We start from the raw sequence: 21,677 nt of genomic DNA, 5'->3' as shown, positions 1-21,677 counted from the left end.
TCGGCTAAAATGGTATATATTGTTTATATAGTTCAACTTAATTTCCAGGAGCATGCATGAACGCGAAGAACGATGTGACCAAGACTTCCGCCGACACCGCCACGAAACCGGCCGCCGCCGCTGAAAAGCCGGCAGCCAGGGTGGACGCCAAGCCGCAGGCCGCCGCCGACACGGCGCCTGCCGTCAAGCCGGCAGCGAAGGCGCCCCGCAAGGCCGCCGCGGTGAAGGACGCGGCGGCACCGGAAGCGCAACCTGTGAAAGCCCGCGCGCCCAAGGCCGCGGAGCCGGCTGCCAAGGTGGAAAAGCCGGCGGCAAAAGTGGTGAAAGCCGCCGCCAAGCCTGCAGCCAAGGCGAACGTCAAGGCCGAAGTCAAGGCGGAAGCCAAGCCTGCCGCCAAGGCGGCGCCGAAAGCCGCGAAGGCCCCCGCCGCCGCAGTGAAGACCGCCGAAGCCAAGGCCGAACCGAAGGCAGCCAAGGCCGCCAAGCCGGCAAAAGCGGCCAAGGCCGTGGCCAAGCCGGCCGAGAAAGCGGCGCCGCGCAAGGATCGCCTGGTACGCGACAGCTTCACAATGCCGGAAACGGAATATGCGGTGCTCGGCGAAGTGAAGAAGGCCTGCCTGAAGGCCGGCTTCGAAATCAAGAAAAGCGAACTGCTGCGCGTGGGCGTGGCGCTGATCAGCCAGATCGACATGGCCACGCTGCAAAGCGTGCTGGCCTCGCTGCCGCAACTGAAGACCGGCCGTCCGAAGAAGGACTGAGTGTCCAGGTGACGTAATCCCGGCGCCTTCTGCCGCGGGCCTTCGACGCCCGCGGCATCGCTTCCTCCATGGAAGCTGACGCGCCGGCGCCACGGTCACCGAATCGATATATTCCTGTCATGTTGTTGAAGTAATCCACCGCTACGCTGTGCTTCGTCTCCACTTCACCGAGAGGACGAAGCATGCAGCTGACAACCAACGCCACCGGCAACCGGGCCCCGCGCCCGCGCCTTCTGACAAGCATCGCCACCACGCCGGAAGAACTGCGCGAGGCACAGCGCCTGCGCTACAACGTCTTCATCGAAGGCATGGGCTTGACGGCGCTCGCACGGCCGGACCGCCTCGATTGCGACGAATTCGACGAACACTGCGACCACCTGCTGGTACGCGACGCCACCACGCTGCAGGTGGTGGGCACGTACCGCGTGCTGGCGCCGGCCGGCGCGCGCCGGCTGGGCCGTTTTTACTCCGAAGGCGAGTTCGACATGGGCCGCCTGAACCCGCTGCGGGGCCGCATCATCGAAGCCGGCCGCGCCTGCATCCATCCCGATTACCGCGGCGGCACCGTCATCATGCTGCTGTGGGCGGCGCTGGCCGAATACATGGAGCGGCAGGGCTGCGATTTCCTGGCCGGCTGCGCCAGCATCAGCCTGGCGGACGGCGGGCACAATGCCGTCGCCGTGTTCCGGCAACTGCGCGAAACGCGGATGGGGCCGGCCGAATACCGCGTCACGCCGCACCTGCCGTTCCCGCACACGAAGATCGAAGCCGCGGCCTCGGCCAGCGTTCCGCCGCTGCTGAAGGGCTACATGCGCTCGGGCGCGTGGATCTGCGGCGAACCGGCCTGGGATCCCGATTTCGACAGCGCCGACCTGTTCCTGCTGATGCCGCTGGCAAACCTGGATGCGCGGTATGCGCGCCACTACGGGGTGGAGGAGATGGCGATCGCGGCCTGATCGCTGGTCGAACGCAGGCGAACCGCAGGCCGGGACGATTGCTTTTGGCCGCGCGGTCGGCAGCCGGGGCCGGGTTTTCCTTCTACCCGGGTGAAATACGGGCAGCCGCCAAAGGCCTGGTGTCGGGGAACCTCGATATGAAGGCGCGAGCGGCTTGCTCGGGCAGGTTGATCAGGATAGTGGTGCTGCTATCCCGGCAGGCGATTTCAAACAAGGCCCCCTCGAGCTGAGGCTGGTGCAGGTGGGGTCAGCTTTCGACGTCGAAGTGGAACTCGCGAAGCTCCTGCGCGCAGCGGCAGGCCCTGGCGATTTTAGCCGCCCAGACGACAGCGCTTGCCCTGGATGGCAGCTCAAGCACACAAAACCCTCCGTCGAGCTCCCTGGTCTCCCGGTAGGTCTCGTTGGTGCACTTCCCGTCGGCGGCCACCATCAGTGGAGCGATGCCGCTGTTGATCCCGCCGCCGAAAACATAGATCCCGGCCGCTTTGGCTTCCCTGATCACCGCATGCGACGCCTCGGCGACTGCCGTCATTTCCTCGTCGGGAACATCCATGGCGCTCGCTGGAAACGAGACAAGAAATTTCGTCATTGCCCGGACCTCGCTATTGTTTTGATGGGAAGGATTTGACTCGGGAATCGACCCGCAAATACCGCGCCTGCCCGACGGCGATTTTTCCGTATCGAAGCGTCACGGCGCATGCGACGGCGCCTCGCCACCGCCCGGATCCCCAGCCCCGCCCAGTCCCGTATCCGCATGGTGCCGCCTGTGCGGCGTGCCGGAAATGCGCAGCGCGAGCGTGCGCAGGATCACGTAGAACAGCGGCGTGAGGAACAGCCCGAAGAACGTCACGCCCAGCATGCCGGCGAACACGGCCACGCCCATCGCATGCCGCATCTCGGCGCCGGCACCGCTGGAAAACACCAGCGGCAGCACGCCCATGATGAAGGCGATCGATGTCATCAGGATCGGCCTCAGCCGCAGCCGGCACGCTTCCAGTGCCGCCTCCACGACGGTACGGCCATGGTCTTCCAGCTCGCGGGCGAATTCCACGATCAGGATCGCGTTCTTGGAGGCCAGGCCCACCAGCACGAACAGGGCGATCTGCGTGAACACGTTGTTGTCGCCGCCGGTGAGCTTCACGCCGAGCAGGGCGCACAGGATCGACATCGGCACGATCAGGATCACGGCCAGCGGCAGCGTCCAGCTTTCGTATTGCGCGGCCAGCACCAGGAACACCAGCAGCACGCACAGCGGGAACACGAACACCATCGTGTTCCCGGACAGGATCTCCTGGTACGTCAGGTCCGTCCATTCGAACACGATCCCTTTCGGCAGTACTTCGCGCGCCAGCGCCGTCATCGCTTCCTGCGCCTGGCCCGACGACACGCCGGGGGCGGGGCCGCCGCTGATGTCCGCCGCCAGGTAGGCGTTGTAGCGGTTCACCATGTCCGGGCCATACGTGTCGGAGATGCGCATCAGCGACGACAGCGGGATCATCTCGCCCTTGTCGTTGCGCACCTTCAGCTGCGCGATCTGTTCGGGCTGCGAGCGGAACGGCGCGTCGGCCTGCACCACCACCTGGTAGGTGCGGCCGAACTGGTTGAAGTCGTTGACGTACAGCGAACCCAGGTTGATCTGCAGGGTCTGGTACACGGTCTGAAGCGGCACGCCGAGCTGCTTGGCGCGGGTACGGTCCACGTCGGCGAACAGTTGCGGCACGTTGATCTGGTAGCTGGAGAACACGCCGGCCAGCCGCGGCGCCTGCCACGCCTTCGCCTGCAGGGCCTGCGTGGCCTGGTACAGCGCGTCGTAGCCCAGGTTGCCGCGGTCCTCGATCATCAGCTTGAAGCCGCCGATCGTGCCCAGCCCGTTGACGGGCGGCGGCGGAAACACCATGATGAACGCATCCTCGATCGCGCCCATGCGCTTGTTGACCTCCGCCGCGATGCCGTTGCCCGACAGCTCGGCCGATTTGCGCTCGCCGAACGGCTTCAGCCCGATGAACACGATGCCGGCGTTCGGCGCGTTGGTGAACCCGTTGATCGAGAGGCCGGGGAACGCGACCGAATCGAGCACGCCCGGCACCTCCCTGGCGATCGCCGACATGCGGCGGATGACGGCATCGGTGCGGTCCAGCGATGCGGCGTCCGGCAATTGGGCGAAGCCGACCAGGTACTGCTTGTCCTGCTGCGGCACGAAGCCGGACGGCACCGCGCGGAACACGAACACGGCGGCCACCGTCAACGCGAGGTAGACGCCGATCCCCAGGCTCTTGCGTGCCATCACGGCCTTCACGCCGCGGCCATACGATGCCGATGCGCGGCCGAAGAAGCGGTTGAACCAGCCGAAGAACGGACCCAGCACCTTGTCCATCGCACGTGTCAGCCTGTCCTTCGGCGCGTCGTGCGCGCGCAGCAGCGCGGCGGACAATGCCGGTGCCAGCGTCAGCGAGCACAGTGCCGAGATCACGGTGGAGATCGCGATCGTCAGCGCGAACTGGCGGTAGAACTGGCCCGTCAGGCCGGACACGAAGGCGATCGGCACGAACACGGCGCACAGCACCAGCGCGATCGCCACGATCGGGCCGGACACCTCCTTCATCGCCTGGATCGTGGCATCGTGCGGCGACCCCCCGGCGGCGATGTTGCGCTCCACGTTCTCGACGACGACGATGGCATCGTCCACCACGATGCCGATCGCCAGCACGAGGCCGAACAGCGACAGGGTGTTGATCGAGAAGCCGAACAGCATCATCACGGCGAACGTGCCCACGATCGATACCGGCACCGCCAGCAGCGGGATGATCGATGCCCGCCATGTCTGCAGGAACACGATTACCACCAGCACCACCAGCGCCACCGCCTCGAGCAGCGTGTGGATCACGGCATTGATCGATTCGCGCACGAACTGCGTGGGGTCGTAGACGATCTGCCATGCCACGTCCTCGGGAAAATCCTTTTCCAGGGCGGCCAGCGTGGCGCGCACGTCTTCCGACAGCTGCAGCGCATTGGCGCCGGGCGCCTCGAAGATGCCGATCGCGGCGGCCGACTTGTTGTTCAGCAGCGAGCGCAGCGCATACGAGTTCGAGCCCAGTTCGACACGCGCCACGTCGCGCAGCAGCGTTACCGCGCCGTCGGCATTGGTGCGCACGATGATCGCGCCGAAGTCGTCGACCGTCTTCAGGCGCCCGGTCGTGTTCACGGTGAGCTGGAACTGCGCGCCCCTGGTGGGCGACGCGCCGACCACGCCGGCCGCCACCTGCACGTTCTGCTCGCGGATCGCGTCGACCACGTCGGCCGCCGTCATGCCGCGCGCGGCCAGCTTCTGCGGATCGATCCACACCCGCATCGCGTAGTCGCCGGCGCCGAACAGGATCACCTCGCCCATGCCGGGAATGCGCGACAGCTGGTCCTTCACGTTCAGCACCGCGTAATTGCGCAGGTAGACGTCGTCGTAGCGGCCTTTCGGCGATACCAGGTGGGCCACCATCGTCAGGTTCGGCGACGACTTGGCCGTGGTCACGCCGATCTGCTGCACTTCCTCGGGCAGCCTGGGCAGCGCGCGCTGCACGCGGTTCTGCACCTGCGTTTCGGCCTGCTCCACGTTGGTGCCCACCTTGAACGTGACGGTCAGCGCCAGCGCGCCATCCGACGTGGCCTTGGAGTCCATGTACAGCATGTGCTCGACGCCGTTGATCTGTTCTTCCAGCGGCGCGGCGACCGTCTCGGCGATCACCTTCGGGTTCGCGCCCGGATACTGGGCCCGCACCACGACCGAGGGCGGCACCACTTCCGGGTATTCGGAAACCGGCAGCCGGGCGATCGAGATCAGGCCGGCCACGAAGATGATGATCGACAGCACGGCGGCGAAGATCGGCTTGTCGACGAAGAAGCGGGGGAAGTTCATGGCTCATCCCGCTTTCGCCTGCGCGCCGGCCTGGGCGGGCGCGTCGGGGGGCTCCATCGGCACGAGCTTCGGTTGCAGCGGGGCGCCGGGGCGCACCCGCTGCAGGCCGCCCACCACGATCTTCTCGCCCGGGGCCAGGCCCTTGCGCACGATGCGCAGGCCATCCGCGGCCGGGCCGAGCACCACCGGCCGGTATTCGGCCTTGCCGTCCTTGCCGATCACGAAGACGAACTTCCGGTCCTGGTCGGTGCTCACGGCACGGTCGTGGATGAGCAGGGCGCGCGCCGCGCCGCCGGTGCGCGTGCCGCCGGACAGCTGCACGCGGGCGAACAGCCCCGGCACCAGCGTGCCATCCTTGTTGGCGAACGTGGCGCGCATCCGCACGCTCCCCGTGGCCGGGTCGAGCCGGTTGTCGACGAACTCCAGCCTGCCTTCGTGCGGGAAGCCCGTTTCGTTGGCCAGGCCGATGCGAACCGGCACGGATTCATCGTCGCGGGCACCCGTACGGACACGGGCGCGCACGCGCAGGTACGTATCCTCGTCGCCATCGAAGCTGGCGTAGATCCGGTCGGTCGATACGACCGAGGTCAGCACCGCGCTCCCGTCGACCAGGTTGCCCACGGTGATCTCGGCCTTGCTGGCGCGGCCGTCGATCGGCGACGTCACGCGTGTATAGCCGAGATTGAGCCGCGCCGTTTCCACTTCGGCCCGGGCCGACCGGGCGGCGGCCTGCAGGTCTTTTTGCGCGGCCGCCCGCTCGTCGAACTCGCGGCGGGCGATCGCCCGGTCTTCCAGCAGCCGCCCGGCCCGTTCCAGTTCCACGCCGGCCAGGTCGGCGCGGGCGCGCGCCGAATTCACGTTCGCTTCGGCCCGTTCGAGTTCGGCTTGGTACGGGCGCGGATCGATCGAAAACAGCGGCTGGCCCTTTTTCACCAGCGCGCCGGGTGTGAAGTGCACGGCCGTGATATAGCCGGGCACGCGCGGCCGGATCTCGACCCGCTCGACCGCTTCCAGGCGGCCGGAAAACTCCTGCGTTTCGACGATCTCTTTTTCAATGACAGTGGCGGCGGACACGGGAGCCGGCGGCGGCGCGCCGGCGGCGGGCGCCTGGCCGCCGGCCCGGTCGCAACCGGCGAATAACATCAGGAGAGCGGCCACGAAAAGGAAGCACAAGAACCGCGACAATCGCGGGAACTGCGAGAACAGGGCGGCCAGGCACGGTGGATAACAAAAAGGCGGGCGAAAAGGCGGGCGGAACGGCTCGGACATTGCGGTACCCTCCGGAAACGGCAGGCGTGCGATGCACTGGTGGCTCACCAGTGTAGGGCGGGCAGGAGAGGGCGGCATCTCTCGAAAGTGAGACGCGTAACGGGAACTTTACCGAGGCCGAGGAGGAAAACCGGGGGAAACGCTTGGGGAGGCTTTAATGCGAGGAGTATTGCTGCGGGAAGAAGAAGGGCGCCGGGAATGCGATGCCGGCGCCAGGCATTGCACCGTCAGTGCACCGACGCATTCGTGAGTTCTTTCAGTTCGCGAATGCTCAGCTCCGATTTCTCGTGCATCCGTAGCAGGATCGTTGCGCCAACGGCCAGCTTGCGGTGCCGGATCTTGCTGATGATGGGCGGTTGCACCTCGAGCACCCGGCACAGCTCGGCGTCGTTTTTCAGGTTCAATCGTTCGATCAGCGTATCGAGCAGCTTGTTCGGCACGAAGCTGGAGGGTTCCAGTGCCCGCGCCCGATTCATCGCTTCAATTAACTCCAGCTTTTTTTGCCTTACGCTCATTTTGCTCCTCCCTCAAAAGAAATGCGTGAACAGGCGTGTGGCTTGTCGGAAAATGTAAGATTATTAATAACCAAGCAAGTTACATAAATCATACTACGGTTATAAAAAAAAGCGCGCGTCTTATAGAGAAAATATGACGTCTTAATGACGCAACGGCTTGACAGCCGTTGCGTTTTGCAATCCAGCACGGGTAAGGATGAGAGTGCGATCGGCCATGGCGGCCGCGGCTTCCGAGTGGGTGACCATGATCGCGCATGCACCGCTGGCGCGGATTTCGGTGCGCAGCACTTCCAGCACCGCGTGGGCGGTATCGGGATCGAGATTGCCGGTGGGTTCGTCGGCCAGCACCAGCGCGGGGCGGTGCACCAGCGCGCGGGCGATCGCCACGCGCTGCATTTCGCCGCCCGAAAGTTCGTGGGGATAGCCGTGCTCGCGCCCGCCCAGGCCCACGGCGGCCAGCATTTCGCCCGCGCGCCCCTGCGGCATGCCGTTCAGCAGCAGTGGCAGCGCCACGTTCTGCAGCAGGGTGAGATGCGGAAGCACGTGGAATGCCTGGAAAACGAACCCCATGCGCTGGCGGCGCAGGCGGGTGGCGGCATCGTCATCGAGCGATGCCATCGCGATGCCGTCCACCAGGATCGGCGCGTCCGGGCCCGGATCGGGGTGGTCCAGGCCGGCCACCAGGTTCAGCAGCGTCGACTTGCCCACGCCGGAGTCGCCCATGATCGCGACGAACTCGCCGGCCTCGAAACGGTATGACAGGCTTGACAGTACCGGGCGTCCGCCCGCGTACGATTTGCTCAGGTTGCGCAGTTCCAGCATGGATTCCTTGTGGAGGGGCTTACTTCGTCAGGCTGCGCCGCAGCCAGAAACTGGCGGCATCCACCAGCGCAACCAGCAGCAGCATTGCCAGGATCACGGTGGCGGCCTTCTGCATCTGGAACAGCGACAGGTGGTATTTCAGCATCTGCCCCAGGCCGCCCGCGCCGACCACGCCGAGGATCGCCGCGGCGCGGATATTGTTTTCCCAGCGGTACAGCGTGTAGGACAGCATTTGCGGCAGCGTCTGGGGCAACGTGGCATAGAAAAACGCCGCCATCGGCGCGGCGCCGTTGGTGCGCAGGCTTTGCTCGGGCAGCGGCGTGGCGTTTTCCAGCGCATCGGCGAACAGCCGGCCCAGCACGCCGGCGGTATGCGCGCCAAGCGCCAGCGCCCCCGGGAACGGGCCCAGGCCGGCCGCGATCAGCAGCACCGAGGCCCACACCAGCTCGGGAATCGAACGCAGCACGTTCAGCACGGCGCGCACGATGCCGCGCGGCGCCCGCCCGAAGCGCCCGGCGGCCGGAATCGCCAGCAGCAGGCCGGCGGCCACGGCCAGCAGCGTGCCCACCGCCGACATGGCCAGCGTCTCGGCGGTGGCGACCGCCGTCTTCCGCAGGAACCCGGCGCCCGTCTCGGGCGGCGCGAAGCCGCCGAGGAATTCGGCCACGCTCGCCACCGCGTCCGCCGTGAAGAAGGCGGCGAAGTGCAACGGCAGGCTGGCGAAGCTGGCCACGACCAGCGCGGCCAGCAGCAGCGCCATGACGGTGCCCGACCAGCGGCGCCGCGGCGCGGCAGGCATGTTCTGCGTGTTCATCCGAGGCGTCTCCTCAACTGTTTCGACACCATGTCGGCGGCCGCGACCAGCAGCACGAACACCAGCAGCATGGCCGATACCTCGCCGCCGGCCAGCATCTTCATCGACTCGTCCATCCGCTGGCCCAGGCCGCCGGCGCCGACGAAGCCCATCACGACCGAGCCGCGGATCGCGCATTCCCAGCGGTACACGGTGTAGGACACCAGTTCGGAAGCCGATTCGGGCAATGCCCCGTACAGCAACGCCTTCAGGCGCGAACCGCCGTTGGCCAGCAGCGTGTCGCTGGCATGGCGTTCGGACGATTCGAGGATTTCCGCGTAGACCTTGCCCAGCATGCCGCAGTAGGTGAGGGCGATGGCCAGCACGCCGGCGGTGGGGCCGAGCCCGATGATGCGCACGAACAGCAGCGCCCACACCAGTTCCGGCACGCTGCGCAGCAACACCAGCAGCCAGCGCACGGTCTGGCGCACGATGCGCGAACCCCATGCCATGCGGCCGGTGCCCAGGCGCGAGATCGACAGCCGCTCGGTGACGATCAGCGTGGCGGGAATGGCGCCCAGCAGCGCCAGCGTGAGGCCGGACGTGGCGATCGCCACCGTCTGCCACGTCTCGCGCAGCAGCAACTGCAGGAATTCCGGCGAATGCGCCGGCGGCAGGAAATCGGCCAGGAAGCGCGCCGTGGCCGACAGGCTCTGGCCGTCGAACAGCAGCGCCGGCTTGAATTCGCTGGCAACGAGCATCGGCCACAGGACCAGCAGCGCAACGGCGGTGTACGTGACACGGCTGCGCCAGGCGGGATCGGGATGACGCGCGGAAAACGGTGCGGCGGGAATGCTTTGCATTACATCTCGATAATTACAGGCAGGCGCCCACGGCGAGCTTGGCCGGCAGGTCGTGCGGGTGCGGCGCGTTCGCCGGCGGATGTTCGTTCATGTACAGCTCATCGATCATCGCTTGCGTGACCTGGTCGCGCGGCAGGTCGAACACGACGCGGCCTTCCTTCAGGGCGACGATGCGGGGGAAGTGCGCCAGCGCCAGTTCCACCTGGTGCAGGCTGCAGACGAGCGCCGCGTTGCGCGCCGCCGCTTCCTGCTGCAGCGTGGCCAGCGTGAGTTGCGACAGCGCGGGATCGAGCGCGGACAGCGGTTCATCCACCAGCAGCGCCTGCGCCGACGACAGCAGCAGCCGCGCCAGGCCGCAGCGCTGGCGTTCGCCGCCGGACAGCCGGTCCACGCGCGCATACAGCTTGTCGCCCAGGTTGAAGCGCGACAGGGCGCGCCACGCCGCTTCCGGATCGGCCGGCTTCACCAGCGACACCAGCGCCTGCCACAGGCTCCATGCCGGCAGCCGCGCCGCCAGCACCGCCGTGACGACGCGCTGCCGGGGCGGCAGCGGCGGCGTCTGCGGTGCCAGGAACTGCCGCGCGCGCAGCTTGTGGCGTTCGCGGTCGGACAGGCGCCATGGGTCGGTGCCGAAGGCCTCGAACGTGCCGCCCTCGGGCGCGTGCCCGATCGACAATGTGGCCAGCAGCGTGGTCTTGCCGGCGCCGGAAGGGCCGATCAGGGCGAGCTGTTCGCCGGCGCGCACGGCCAGCGAGATGTCCTGCAGCGCGTACGCCCGCGTGCCGCCCGCATGGCGGGCGGACAGGCCTTCCAGCCGGTAGACGAGGCCTTCGGGGAGCACGGTATCGCGGCCCGCCATTTACTTCTTCAGCAGGCCGGCGTTCTTCGCCGCGGCTTCGATGGCCACGTAGTTTTCCGCCTTCGTCGGGATGAATTTCGTGGCGCGCTGCAGTGCCAGGATCTCCTTGCCTTCCGGGGTGCTGTCGTCCAGCGCCAGGAAGGCATCCGTGATCTTCTTCTTCAGGTCGGCCGGCATGTCGGCGCGCACCGTCCAGTTGTAGTCGTAGTAGGTTGGCGTGGTGTAGAACACGCGCACCTTCGACGTATCGACCTTTTTCTCGCCGACCAGTTTTTCCCAGACCGAGATGTTCAGCGCGCCGGCATCGACCTTGCCGCCGGCAACGGCCGCCACGGTGGCGTCATGCGCACCGGAGAAGGCGACGCGCTTCAGGTCGCTGTCCGGATCGATCCTGGCGGCCAGCAGGAACGAGCGCGGCATCAGGTGGCCCGAGGTCGACGATTCGGAGCCGAACGACAGCGTCTTGCCCTTCAGGTCGCCCAGCTTGGTGATGGCGGGGGAGGTGGTGATGAACACCGAGCGGAACTTCTCATCTTCCACGCGCTGCACCAGCGGCACCACCTGGCCCTTGCTGCGTTCCTTGGCCTGCACGAAGGTGAAGCCGCCGAACCAGACCATGTCGAGCTTGTTGTTAACCAGGCCTTCGACGGATGCGGCGTAATCGGTCACCGGCGTGAACTCGACCTTCAGGCCGGTTTTCTTCGACAGGTATTCGCCCAGCGGCTTGAACTTGCGCTGCAGTTCGGTCGGCGCTTCGTCCGGAATGGCCGATACGCGCAGCACCTGCTGGGCGTGGGCGGACAGGGAGAGCAGGGTGCCGAGGGCGAATGCGCCGAGGGCGCGCTTGAAGGTTGGTTTCATGATGGTGTCATTAAATTGTTATGGAATCGCAGTATGCCCGAGCGACGCCGAGCGGGACGCCCGATTCTTGGCAGTTGGGTATCATAGCAAAACGCCCTCGTGGTCCTGACTGTCAGTAACAATGACAGCAGCGACAACGGCAACGATAACAGCAACGATAACAGCAACAACCAAGGAAAGAGACCATGCCGATGACCGGAACCGGAGCGTTACGCCAGCCTGCCGCGTTGCGCGCTTTGCCGGCCGAGCCGCTTGCCGCCGCCATTGCCCCGCAGGGCGATCGTGCCACGATCGCCGAGATCCAGGCCGGGCTGCTTGCGCCACAGGCCGGCACTTCGCCGAAATACCTGTATGACAGCCTGGGATCGCGCCTGTTCGAGGCCATTTGCGAACTGCCCGAGTATTATCCCACACGAACCGAAGCGGCGATTTTCGCGATCCACGGCGAAGACATCGCGCGCCGTATCGGCACGGGCAGCACGCTGATCGATCTGGGCGCGGGCAACTGCGCGAAGGCGGCCAGCCTGTTCCCATTGTTGCAGCCGCAACAATATGTGCCCATCGACATCTCGAGGGACTTCCTGAACGAGGCGGTCGGCCGCCTGCGCCAGCGTTTCCCGGCGATCGCGATGACGGCGCTGGCGCTGGACCTTTCCGGTCCGTTCGAGTTGCCGGCCGGCGTGAACACGGCGCGCCGCCAGTTCTTCTACCCCGGCTCGTCGATCGGCAATTTCGCGCCGCACGAGGCGGTGGCGTTCCTGCGCCGGGTGCGCGACAACACGTACGCCGACGGCGGGCTGCTGATCGGCGTGGACCTGGTCAAGGACGCCGCCGTGCTCGATGCAGCTTACGACGACGCGATCGGCGTGACGGCCGCGTTCAACCTGAACATGCTGCGTCACCTGAACCACCTGACGGGATCGGATTTCGACGTGCGCCAGTGGCAGCACGTGGCATTCTTCAACGCAGCGGAAAGCCGCATCGAGATGCACCTCGAAGCGCGTACCGCGCTCACGGTGTGCTGGCCCGGCGGCGAGCGCCGCTTCGCGCGCGGCGAACGCATCCACACGGAAGACAGCTACAAGTACACACCGGAGAGCTTTGCCGCGGTGCTGGCGCAGGCCGGCTTCACGGCGGACGCGGTGTGGACCGACGATGCCGGCTGGTTCGCCGTGATGCACGCCCGTGCGGCGGCGGACTGACAGCCCAGTGGAGGAACCATGCAACTGAACGATCCCGCCGTCTGGACGGCCCGTTTCCGCGCCGTGCGCGAACATTCGCTGGCGCTGGCCGCGCCGCTGTCCGACGAGGATTGCGGCGCGCAATCGATGCCGGACGCCAGCCCCATCAAATGGCACCTGGCGCACACCACCTGGTTCTTCGAGACTTTCATCCTCGAGGCGATGGAGCGCGCGTTCCAGCCGTTCCACCCGGCGTTCCGCGTGCTCTTCAATTCGTACTACAACGGCGTGGGCGAGAAGCACCCGCGCCCGCAGCGCGGCCTGCTGACGCGCCCGCCGATGGCGCAGGTGCGGGCGTACCGGGCGAACGTCGACGACCGCATCGCCGCGTTGATCGGCAGCGGGCTCGATGGCGAAGCCCGCGCCCGCCTCGCCGCGCTGCTGACGCTGGGCCTGCAGCACGAACAGCAGCACCAGGAACTGATGCTGACGGACGTGAAGCACCTGCTGGCGCAGAACGGGCTGTACCCCGGGTACCTGGCCGGCCCGTTGCCGCGGGCGCTGCCGGGCGCGCCGCCGGGCTGGGTGCACTTCGAAGGCGGCGTGACGGCGGTGGGCTACGAGGGCGACGGCTTCTGCTTCGACAATGAACTGCCGAGCCACCGCCAGTTCGTCGAGCCGTTCGACATCGCATCGCGGCTGGTGACGAATGGCGAATTCCTGGCGTTCGTCGAGGCCGGCGGCTATCGCGATGCGGCGCCGTGGCTGGCGGAAGGGTGGGACTGGGTTTGCACGCAGGGGCTCGACAAGCCGCTGTACTGGCAGCGGGACGAACATGGCAACTGGCTCGAGTTCACGCTGCTGGGGCTGCAGCCGCTGGACCTGGAGCGGCCGCTGGCGCACGTTTCCCTGTTCGAGGCCGACGCCTACGCGCACTGGGCCGGCGCGCGCTTGCCGACCGAGGCCGAATGGGAACATGCCGCGCGGAGCGCCGGCACGTTGCCGGGCACGCCGCCATCGCTGCCGCATCCAGGCGGCGATGCGGAGGAGGACGGACACGAAGCAGGCCTGCTGACGCAGATGTTCGATCATTGCTGGCAGTGGACCAGCAGCAGCTACACGCCGTATCCCGGGTTCAGGCCGGCCGCCGGCGCGATCGGGGAATACAACGGCAAGTTCATGGTGAACCAGTATGTGCTGCGGGGGTCGTCGTGCGCGACGCCTGCCGGGCATGCGCGGGCCAGCTACCGGAATTTCTTTCCGGCCGGGGCGCGGTGGCAGTTTACGGGGATCCGGCTGGCGCGATAGGGCTTGCTGTTAGCGGATGAGCAGAGTCTGGTGTCGGACACCGGCTTTTTTTTGGTGTCCGACACCAGTGGCTACCGGGGACAAACCCCAGTAGCCTCAGGCAGCTCAGGCCGCGGCGTTCGACGCATCCGCCGGCGCCACTTCCTTCTGCCGCAATTGCCGGTTCACCGCCGACAGCACCGCCTTGAACGACGCCGTCACGATATTGCTGTCGATGCCGGCGCCGAACAGCGTCGGGCCGTTTTCCAGGCGCAGTTCCACGTAGCAGGCCGCCTTGGCGTTGGCGCCGTGGCCGATCGCGTGCTCGTGGTAGTCCATCAGCTTGATGTCCAGGCCCAGCGCGTCGACGAAGGCGTCGATCGGGCCGTTGCCGCCGCCCTGCAGCGCCATCGGCGCCTGGCGGTGCAGCAGCGAGATGTCGATCTGCACGGGCTCGTCGGCGCTGGTGTCTTCCGTCATCCGGTGCGACACGTACGCATACGGCGACGTTTGCGCGAAATATTCCTGTTCGAAGATTTCGTGGATGCCTTCGGACGTGATTTCCAGGCCGGTCTGGTCGGCCACGGCCTGCACCGCGCGCGAGAATTCGATCTGCAGGCGGCGCGGCAGCACCAGGCCGTAATCCTGCTCCAGCAGGTAGGCCATGCCGCCCTTGCCGGACTGGCTGTTCACGCGGATCACCGCGTCGTAGCTGCGGCCCAGGTCGGCCGGGTCGATCGGCAGGTAAGGGATTTCCCACTCCGCGCCCGGCTGCTGCTTCGCGAAACCTTTCTTGATCGCGTCCTGATGCGAACCGGAAAACGCGGTGAAGACCAGGTCGCCCACGTACGGATGGCGCGGGTGCACCGGCAGCTGGTTGCATTCCTCGACGGTCTTGCGCACCGAGTCGATGTCCGAGAAGTCCAGGCCGGGGTGCACGCCTTGCGTGTACAGGTTCAGCGCCAGCGTGACCAGGTCCACGTTGCCGGTGCGTTCGCCGTTGCCGAACAGGCAGCCTTCGACGCGCTCGGCGCCGGCCATCACGGCCATCTCGGCCGAAGCGACGGCGGTGCCGCGGTCGTTGTGCGGGTGCACGCTGATGATGATCGAATCGCGGCGCTCGATGTTACGGCACATCCATTCGATCTGGTCGGCGTATACGTTCGGCGTGCTGCATTCGACCGTGGTGGGCAGGTTGACGATCATCTTTTTCTCCGGCGTCGGCTGCCAGATCGCGGTAACCGCGTCGACAATCTGCTTGGAGAAATCCAGCTCCGTCGTCGAGAACGATTCAGGCGTGTATTCGAAGCCCCAGCTGGTTTCCGGATGCTGTGCCAGCAGTTCCTTCACCAGCGTGGTGCCGGTGGTGGCGATGTTCACGATCTCTTCGCGCGACATGTTGAACACCACCTTGCGGAACACCGGCGCCACCGAGTTGTACAGGTGGACGATCGCGTTCTTCGCACCGGCCGCGGCCTGCACGGTGCGGCGGATCAGTTCTTCGCGCGACTGGGTCAGCACGATGATGGTCACGTCGTCCGGGATGCGCTTTTCGTCGATCAGCTTGCGCACGAAGTCGAAGTCCGTCTGCGATGCCGAAGGGAATCCCACTTCGATTTCCTTCAGGCCCGTCTTGATCAGCAGGTCGAAGAAGCGCAGCTTCTTTTCCACGCTCATCGGTTCGATCAGCGCCTGGTTGCCGTCGCGCAGGTCGGTGCTCATCCAGGTCGGCGGCGTGGTGATCGTCTTGTTCGGCCAGGTGCGGTCGGCCAGTTGAACGGGCGGGAAGGCGCGGTATTTCGCGGCAGGGTTCTGCAACATCATGGTGTACTCCTGGGTTCTCGGATTTTGTCGTGCGGACCGCTGTGGATAGTTACATTGGTCGCTTGCATGTGGCAGCAGGCTGCCTGGTGGGCCACTGGGCGCTAGACCAGGCAACCGGTCGCTAGCGATAGCAATAGTGGCAACGGCTGCGGCTGCGCTCGGACAATGAAAGCGACGGCGGGGCAATGGATGGCGGGCATCGGTGCATCTTTCCTGACGGTGTTCCTGAAGCGGGTGCGGCTCGTGGCCGGCTTGGCGGTGTGACTTTGTGCAGCGCGCACAGGGGTGAAACGAATCAGGCGCGTGCTAGCAGGGGCGTTGCCAGCGATAGGCTGGCAAGCGATAGCAGGAAAGCGGATAGTTGCGGATGCGTGAACATGCCATCAATGTAAGAGAAGCCGTTTGCCGTTGTCAAGGTAATTCGTCGCGGGTGTGGTATGCGGAAACCGGCATCCTGCGCTTCTCCGCGCCTTGGCCGGGAAGCGCGGGATGCCGATATGGCATCAGGCGGCGACCTGCACGCGCGGCTCGCCGGCGGCCATCTCGCCGATCACGGCGGCGGCTTCGAAACCGCCGCTGCGGAACACGGCCAGCACCTCGTCCACTGCCGACGGATCGCACGACACCAGCAGCCCGCCGGAAGTTTGCGGATCGGTCAGCAGCGTGTGCTGCGCCGGCGTGACGTTGGGCGACAGCGTCACGTCCTTGCCGTACGCATCCCAGTTGCGGCCCGAGGCGCCGGTGAAGATGCCGTCGTGCGCCAGCTGCTCGACGCCCGGCAGCAGCGGGATCTGCGACATCGTCAGCCTGGCCGTCAGCCCGGCGCCGCGCGCCAGCTCCAGCAGGTGGCCCAGCAGGCCGAAGCCGGTGACGTCGGTCAGCGCGTGCACGCCCGGCAGTTCGGACAGCGCCTTGCCCGGCTTGTTCAGCTTCGTGGTGTTGGCGATCATCGCCGCGTAGCCTTCCTCGTCGAGCATGTCTTTCTTCAGCGCCGCCGACAGCACGCCCACGCCCAGCGGCTTGCCCAGCACGAGCACGTCGCCGGCCCTGGCGTCCGCGTTGCGCTTGATCTTCGACGGGTGCACGAGACCCAGTACCACCAGGCCGTAGATCGGCTCCACGGAATCGATCGTGTGGCCGCCGGCGATCGGGATGCCCGCTTCGGTGCAGATCGACTCGCCGCCCTTGATGATCTGGCCGATCGTTTCGATGGGCAGCTTGTTGATCGGCATGCCCACCAGCGCCAGCGCCATGATCGGCGTGCCGCCCATCGCGTACACGTCGGAGATCGCATTGGTGGCGGCGATGCGGCCGAAGTCGAACGGGTCGTCGACGATCGGCATGAAGAAATCGGTGGTGGCGATCAGCGCCTGCTCGTCGTTGAGCTGGTAGACGGCGGCATCGTCGGCCGTCTCGATGCCGACCAGCAGTTCCTTCGGCACCGGGAAGCCGCTCGAGTTTTTCAGGATCTCGGACAGTACGCCGGGTGCGATCTTGCAGCCGCAGCCGCCGCCGTGGGAAAACGAGGTGAGTTTGATCTGTTCAGTGGTCATGGTGTTTTGCCAAGTTGGGCATCAGGGAGTCGGTTTCACGAGATTATCCACCAGGCGCAGCAAGGCTGCCCGTTCCGCCTCGGGTGCGAACAGCGGCGCGCGGGCGGCACACTGGGCGCGCAGGGTCGCGACGAACGCTTCGTCGAGCGCGCTGCGGTCGACCAGGCGGGCGAGGGCGGCCGCGTCGCCGACGGGGAAATAGCCCGCGTAATCGTCGCCGAGCATGCCGCGGTTGCCGCTGATGTCGCTGGCCAGCACCGGCACGCCGCTGGTGATCGCCTCGACGATCACGTTGGCGCCGCCTTCCATGGTCGAGCAGATCGCCAGCGCGTGGCTGTCGCGGATGCGCTCGCGGGCGACCTCGCGGGGCACGCCGCCGAGCCAGGTGTAGCGACCCACTGTATCGGCCGTGTGCCGTGCAAGACGCTCCAGGCCTGCGTCGAGCGCCTCGCCGAGGTGCTCCATCGCCACGTCCGGCGCCGTGACCAGCGCCGCGGCGCGCATGAACGTGGCCGGGTCCTTCACGGCGCGCAGGTGGCCGACCATCGTGATGTTGCGCCGGCTCGGAAGGCGTTGCGACGGCGCCAGCGCCCCGGCGGATTGATAGATGACGTACGCATCGGGCCGCACGGCGGCCGGCAGTTCATCGAGCGCCGCCGGTTGCAGCACCACGAGGGCATCGGCCAGCCTCAGCGCGCGCCCGGCCTCGGCGTCATGGTGGATGTCGTCGTAGACGTCGGTTCCCGTCAATACGAGGATCGACGGCCGGCCGTCCGGTTGGGCGACGAAATCGGCCAGCGGCCGTGCCGAACGGCGCGCGTGCAGCGCGATCAGCAGGTCCGGCACCGGATATCGTTCCGACCAGGTATCCCGGATCGCCACGTCGTAGCGCTCGCGCAGGAAACCCGCCCAGCGGTCGGCCGTGTGCCAGTTGCCGTTGTTGTCCCGCGCCGTGCCCGGGCTCACGATACAGATCGAAGGTTTGCCGGAGGCAGCCATTGGTTACAATCCTCGTATGAATTCGCTCACCGCCTCTTTCCGCACCGCGCGGACGCAGCAACTGGCCGAGGCCATGCAGGATGCGCGGCATTATACGCTCGCCCTGTTCGATTGCTTCGCCGCCGCCGGCATGGACGTGCCGCGCAATGTGCCGCAGATCCGCATCGTCAATCCGCCGCTGTGGGAACTGGGCCACACGGCCTGGTTCGCCGAATGGTTCATCCTGCGCGAGGCACTGTCGAGCCACCCGGCGGATGCGCGGTTCGCGTCGCTGCTGACCAAGGGCGACGACTGGTTCGACTCGGCCAACGTGCCGCACCGCAGCCGCTGGACGCTCGACCTGCCCACAACCGGCGGCGTGAAGACCTACTGCCATGAAGTGCTCGACCGGGTGCTCGACAAGCTGTCGCGCGAGGCGAACACGGACGAGGCGCTGTATCCCTACCGTCTCGCACTGGCCCACGAGGACATGCATGGCGAAGCCTATCTCTACACGCTGCAGACGCTCGGCCTGCAGGCGCCGCCGCACCTGACGCACGATGAGCCGGTTGCCGCGCGCTCCGGCGATATTCGCTTGCCGGGAGGCACGCTGCAGCTGGGCATCCCGGCGGACGCCGCCGGTTTCGTGTTCGACAACGAGAAGTGCGCCCATGCCGTCTACGTCGCGCCGTTCCGCGTGGATGCCGCGCTCGTGACCAATGCGCAGTACAGCGACTTCATCGCCGACGGCGGCTACGACAATCGCCAGTTCTGGAGCACCGCCGGCGCCGGCTGGCTGATGCGGCAGGAACGCTCCGCGCCCCGTTACTGGGAGCGCGATGGCGGCGGCTGGCGCACGGTGCGCTTCGGCCGTCCGGCCACACTGAACCCGGATGAACCGGTGCGGCATGTGAGCCTGTTCGAAGCGCAGGCCTACTGCGCCTGGGCCGGCCGCCGCCTGCCCACGGAGGCGGAATGGGAGTATGCCGCGCTGCATGGGCACCCGGCGTTCCGGTGGGGGCAGTTGTGGGAATGGACGGCTTCGCCGTTCGAGCCGTATCCCGGCTTCGCGGCGGACCGCTATCGCGAATACTCGGAACCGTGGTTCGCCACGCACCAGGTGCTGCGCGGCGCCTCGTTCGCCACGCCATCGCGCTTCGGCGCGGCAAAATTCCGCAATTTCTTCATGCCGGAACGGGACGATATCTTCAGCGGGTTCAGGACCTGCGCGTGGGAATAAGTAGTATCCCCGATATATTGCGGTGAATGATCGTTCTAAGATTCGTCGCCCCTTCCGGGCCTTGTCTCTTCAATAGACGCCAGGCATATTGACCTGTCCATCCGCATGCCGGAATGGGCGTGCCATTGTTCGCGCTTGCCTCCTGTCCTGGCTCAACCGGCCCAATGCGCCGGTCCGATGGGCCGGTCCAACGCCGAGCCGCTCCGTGACGTTGCTTTCGCTACGCGTCGTGTCGCCCACCCCGGGCCGCACGATCTTTGCGGAATTGTTTTGGCCGACCCGCCGGGTCCGCCGGAAGTATTTCGCAAAGAGCCGTTGAAGTTTTTTTTAATCAGATATTGGCCGATGGCAGCATCGCAATACTCTTTCAGGTAATACCATCATGCGTAAGTCGCTTGTAGTCCTGTTCTCCTGTTTTATCCTTTCCTCATGCACCAAATCGCCGCCGCCTTCGGCCGATAAACCGGTCGACGTGGTACTGGTCGGCGCGGGCGTGATGAGCGCCACGCTGGGCACGATGCTCAAGGAGCTTCAGCCCGACCTGACCATCCAGATGTTCGAGCGCCTCGATTCGGTCTCGGCCGAGAGTTCCGACGCGATGAACAACGCCGGCACCGGCCACTCCGGTTTCGCCGAATTGAACTACACGCCGGAAACGCCGGACGGCGGCATCGAAACGAAGAAGGCCGTCGACATCAACGAGCAGTTCGAAGTGTCCAAGCAGTTCTGGGCCTACCAGGTGAAAAAGGGCTACCTGGGCGACCCCCATACCTTCATCAACAACGTGCCGCACATGTCGTTCGTGTGGGGCGACGAAAACATCGCCTATCTGCGCAAGCGCTACGACGCGCTGCAGAAGGAAAACCTGTTCAAGGGCATGGTCTATACCGAAGACCAGGAGCAGCTGCGCAAGTGGATCCCGCTGGTCATGAACGGCCGCGACAAGAACCAGAAAGTGGCGGCGACCCGGATGGAAATCGGCACCGACGTCAACTACGGCACGCTCACGCGCAGCATGGTGAAACACCTGACCGACAACGGCGGCATGACCCTCAAGCTGGGCCACCAGGTGGAAGATATCAAGCGTGGTACGGATGGCAACTGGAACGTCACAGTCAAGAACATCGCTGACGGCAAGCTGACGACGGTACGCGCGAAATTCGTGTTCATCGGCGCCGGCGGCGGTTCGCTGCCGTTGCTGGAAAAATCCGGCATTCCCGAGGCCCGGGGCTTCGGCGGCGTGCCGGTCGGCGGCCAGTGGCTGGTCACGAGCAACCCCGAACTGATCAAGCAGCACTATGCCAAGGTGTACGGCAAGGCCTCGGTGGGCTCGCCGCCGATGTCGGTGCCGCACCTGGATACCCGCATCATCGACGGCAAGCAGGCGCTGTTGTTCGGACCGTTTGCGACCTTCTCCACGAAATTCCTGAAAAACGGCTCGTGGATCGACCTGCCCGCATCCGTCGGCGGCGACAACATCAAGCCGATGTTCCAGGCCGGCTACGACAACATCCCGCTGACGAAGTACCTGGTCCAGCAGGTGATGCAGTCCCCGGAAGACCGCCTGGCGACGCTGCGCGATTACCTGCCGGACGCCAGGCTGGAAGACTGGACGCTCGTCAACGCCGGGCAACGTGTACAGATCGTCAAGGACGATCCGAAAAAGGGCGGCCTGCTGCAGTTCGGCACCGAAGTGGTCAGCTCCTCGGACGGTACCATGAGCGCGCTGCTGGGCGCCTCGCCCGGCGCATCGACCGCCGCGCCGATCATGCTGAAGGTGATCCAGGCTTCGTCGTTCAAGGCGAAGCTGGCAACGCCGGAATGGCAGGCCAAGATGAAGGAAATGGTGCCGTCGTACGGCCGCAAGCTCAATCCGGACCCGGCATACGCGAACGAGATCCGCCGGCAGAGCAGCGAAGTGCTGGAGCTGAAGGCGATCACGCTGGACGTGCCGGCCGCCGCGCCGAAGTAAGGTTGCTGTGACGGGGCCGGTGAATGCCGGGCCCTCCCA

18 protein-coding genes are annotated in these 21,677 nt (G+C 66.2%); 6 read left to right on the top strand and 12 right to left on the bottom strand.

The window, feature by feature from the left end; translation table 11 throughout:
• Positions 1-56: 56 nt before the first annotated feature.
• The gene (locus GJV26_RS03920; protein ID WP_229419162.1) at positions 57-758 is read left to right on the top strand and encodes a hypothetical protein; all 702 of its coding nucleotides are present in this window, start codon (positions 57-59) and stop codon (positions 756-758) included.
• Between the two features lie 182 nt (positions 759-940).
• A complete protein-coding gene (locus tag GJV26_RS03915) occupies positions 941-1,714 on the top strand; it encodes a GNAT family N-acetyltransferase (RefSeq protein WP_155707681.1) in 774 nt (257 codons plus the stop codon).
• Between the two features lie 247 nt (positions 1,715-1,961).
• On the opposite strand, the gene GJV26_RS03910 is transcribed toward GJV26_RS03915, so the two are convergent.
• From GJV26_RS03910 to GJV26_RS03870, 9 genes are all read right to left on the bottom strand, one after another.
• A complete protein-coding gene (locus GJV26_RS03910; protein WP_155707680.1) occupies positions 1,962-2,303 on the bottom strand; it encodes a YciI family protein in 342 nt (113 codons plus the stop codon).
• A 99-nt stretch (positions 2,304-2,402) separates the two neighbouring features.
• Positions 2,403-5,621 carry an efflux RND transporter permease subunit gene (locus GJV26_RS03905; RefSeq protein WP_155707679.1) on the bottom strand — a complete coding sequence of 1,073 codons (3,219 nt, stop codon included), beginning with the start codon at positions 5,619-5,621 and terminating at the stop codon, positions 2,403-2,405.
• A 3-nt stretch (positions 5,622-5,624) separates the two neighbouring features.
• Positions 5,625-6,764 (bottom strand): efflux RND transporter periplasmic adaptor subunit, encoded by a 1,140-nt coding sequence (locus GJV26_RS03900; protein WP_155707678.1) that lies wholly within the window; start codon positions 6,762-6,764, stop codon positions 5,625-5,627.
• A 353-nt stretch (positions 6,765-7,117) separates the two neighbouring features.
• Entirely contained in the window at positions 7,118-7,405 is a 288-nt protein-coding gene (locus GJV26_RS03895) for a hypothetical protein (protein WP_155707677.1), read from the bottom strand.
• Positions 7,406-7,546: 141 nt separating this feature from the next.
• The gene (locus GJV26_RS03890; RefSeq protein ID WP_155707676.1) at positions 7,547-8,227 is read right to left on the bottom strand and encodes an ABC transporter ATP-binding protein; all 681 of its coding nucleotides are present in this window, start codon (positions 8,225-8,227) and stop codon (positions 7,547-7,549) included.
• A gap of 19 nt (positions 8,228-8,246) precedes the next feature.
• On the bottom strand, positions 8,247-9,041 hold the full coding sequence (gene phnE, locus GJV26_RS03885) for a phosphonate ABC transporter, permease protein PhnE (RefSeq protein ID WP_155707675.1): 795 nt from the start codon (positions 9,039-9,041) through the stop codon (positions 8,247-8,249).
• A complete protein-coding gene (locus GJV26_RS03880) occupies positions 9,038-9,883 on the bottom strand; it encodes a PhnE/PtxC family ABC transporter permease (protein ID WP_155707674.1) in 846 nt (281 codons plus the stop codon). The genes phnE and GJV26_RS03880 overlap by 4 nt, the downstream gene beginning before the upstream one ends.
• A 13-nt stretch (positions 9,884-9,896) precedes the next feature.
• Positions 9,897-10,742 (bottom strand): phosphonate ABC transporter ATP-binding protein, encoded by an 846-nt coding sequence (locus tag GJV26_RS03875; RefSeq protein WP_155707673.1) that lies wholly within the window; start codon positions 10,740-10,742, stop codon positions 9,897-9,899.
• Complete coding sequence (locus GJV26_RS03870; protein WP_155707672.1) at positions 10,743-11,603, bottom strand: putative selenate ABC transporter substrate-binding protein; 861 nt, start codon at positions 11,601-11,603, stop codon at positions 10,743-10,745.
• 185 nt (positions 11,604-11,788) lie between these two features.
• Here GJV26_RS03870 and egtD point away from each other — a divergent pair, with 185 nt between their 5' ends.
• A complete protein-coding gene (egtD, locus tag GJV26_RS03865; protein ID WP_229419161.1) occupies positions 11,789-12,805 on the top strand; it encodes an L-histidine N(alpha)-methyltransferase in 1,017 nt (338 codons plus the stop codon).
• An 18-nt stretch (positions 12,806-12,823) separates the two neighbouring features.
• Positions 12,824-14,092, top strand: a complete 1,269-nt coding sequence (egtB, locus tag GJV26_RS03860; protein WP_155707671.1) for an ergothioneine biosynthesis protein EgtB — start codon at positions 12,824-12,826, stop codon at positions 14,090-14,092.
• Between the two features lie 105 nt (positions 14,093-14,197).
• Here the strand turns inward: egtB and leuA are convergent, their stop codons facing one another.
• From leuA to senB, 3 genes are all read right to left on the bottom strand, one after another.
• On the bottom strand, positions 14,198-15,895 hold the full coding sequence (gene leuA, locus GJV26_RS03855; protein ID WP_155707670.1) for a 2-isopropylmalate synthase: 1,698 nt from the start codon (positions 15,893-15,895) through the stop codon (positions 14,198-14,200).
• 503 nt (positions 15,896-16,398) lie between these two features.
• Complete coding sequence (gene selD, locus GJV26_RS03850) at positions 16,399-17,448, bottom strand: selenide, water dikinase SelD (protein ID WP_155707669.1); 1,050 nt, start codon at positions 17,446-17,448, stop codon at positions 16,399-16,401.
• A gap of 21 nt (positions 17,449-17,469) precedes the next feature.
• A complete protein-coding gene (senB, locus tag GJV26_RS03845; RefSeq protein ID WP_155707668.1) occupies positions 17,470-18,447 on the bottom strand; it encodes a selenoneine biosynthesis selenosugar synthase SenB in 978 nt (325 codons plus the stop codon).
• Positions 18,448-18,463: 16 nt separating this feature from the next.
• On the opposite strand from senB, the gene senA reads away from it, so the two are divergent.
• Both senA and mqo read left to right on the top strand, forming a co-directional pair.
• Positions 18,464-19,666, top strand: coding sequence for a selenoneine synthase SenA (gene senA, locus GJV26_RS03840; RefSeq protein ID WP_173346135.1), 1,203 nt, complete (start codon positions 18,464-18,466; stop codon positions 19,664-19,666).
• A gap of 382 nt (positions 19,667-20,048) precedes the next feature.
• Complete coding sequence (gene mqo, locus GJV26_RS03835) at positions 20,049-21,638, top strand: malate dehydrogenase (quinone) (protein WP_155707667.1); 1,590 nt, start codon at positions 20,049-20,051, stop codon at positions 21,636-21,638.
• Positions 21,639-21,677: the final 39 nt, after the last annotated feature.

It is taken from the genome of Pseudoduganella dura (assembly GCF_009727155.1).
GTDB classification, from domain to species: domain Bacteria; phylum Pseudomonadota; class Gammaproteobacteria; order Burkholderiales; family Burkholderiaceae_D; genus Rugamonas; species Rugamonas dura.
This window is presented reverse-complemented; position numbering and strand designations above follow the sequence as displayed.

Excerpts from the sequence above, each read along its gene's own strand:
- senA (WP_173346135.1), top strand. The coding sequence starts at position 18,464 with ATGAATTCGCTCACCGCCTCTTTCCGCACCGCGCGGACGCAGCAACTG.
- GJV26_RS03875 (WP_155707673.1), bottom strand. The coding sequence starts at position 10,742 with ATGGCGGGCCGCGATACCGTGCTCCCCGAAGGCCTCGTCTACCGGCTG.
- GJV26_RS03905 (WP_155707679.1), bottom strand. The coding sequence starts at position 5,621 with ATGAACTTCCCCCGCTTCTTCGTCGACAAGCCGATCTTCGCCGCCGTG.
- selD (WP_155707669.1), bottom strand. The coding sequence starts at position 17,448 with ATGACCACTGAACAGATCAAACTCACCTCGTTTTCCCACGGCGGCGGC.
- senB (WP_155707668.1), bottom strand. The coding sequence starts at position 18,447 with ATGGCTGCCTCCGGCAAACCTTCGATCTGTATCGTGAGCCCGGGCACG.
- mqo (WP_155707667.1), top strand. The coding sequence starts at position 20,049 with ATGCGTAAGTCGCTTGTAGTCCTGTTCTCCTGTTTTATCCTTTCCTCA.
- GJV26_RS03915 (WP_155707681.1), top strand. The coding sequence starts at position 941 with ATGCAGCTGACAACCAACGCCACCGGCAACCGGGCCCCGCGCCCGCGC.
- GJV26_RS03870 (WP_155707672.1), bottom strand. The coding sequence starts at position 11,603 with ATGAAACCAACCTTCAAGCGCGCCCTCGGCGCATTCGCCCTCGGCACC.
- egtD (WP_229419161.1), top strand. The coding sequence starts at position 11,789 with ATGCCGATGACCGGAACCGGAGCGTTACGCCAGCCTGCCGCGTTGCGC.
- leuA (WP_155707670.1), bottom strand. The coding sequence starts at position 15,895 with ATGATGTTGCAGAACCCTGCCGCGAAATACCGCGCCTTCCCGCCCGTT.
- GJV26_RS03890 (WP_155707676.1), bottom strand. The coding sequence starts at position 8,227 with ATGCTGGAACTGCGCAACCTGAGCAAATCGTACGCGGGCGGACGCCCG.
- egtB (WP_155707671.1), top strand. The coding sequence starts at position 12,824 with ATGCAACTGAACGATCCCGCCGTCTGGACGGCCCGTTTCCGCGCCGTG.
- GJV26_RS03910 (WP_155707680.1), bottom strand. The coding sequence starts at position 2,303 with ATGACGAAATTTCTTGTCTCGTTTCCAGCGAGCGCCATGGATGTTCCC.
- GJV26_RS03900 (WP_155707678.1), bottom strand. The coding sequence starts at position 6,764 with ATGTTATTCGCCGGTTGCGACCGGGCCGGCGGCCAGGCGCCCGCCGCC.
- GJV26_RS03895 (WP_155707677.1), bottom strand. The coding sequence starts at position 7,405 with ATGAGCGTAAGGCAAAAAAAGCTGGAGTTAATTGAAGCGATGAATCGG.
- GJV26_RS03920 (WP_229419162.1), top strand. The coding sequence starts at position 57 with ATGAACGCGAAGAACGATGTGACCAAGACTTCCGCCGACACCGCCACG.
- phnE (WP_155707675.1), bottom strand. The coding sequence starts at position 9,041 with ATGAACACGCAGAACATGCCTGCCGCGCCGCGGCGCCGCTGGTCGGGC.
- GJV26_RS03880 (WP_155707674.1), bottom strand. The coding sequence starts at position 9,883 with ATGCAAAGCATTCCCGCCGCACCGTTTTCCGCGCGTCATCCCGATCCC.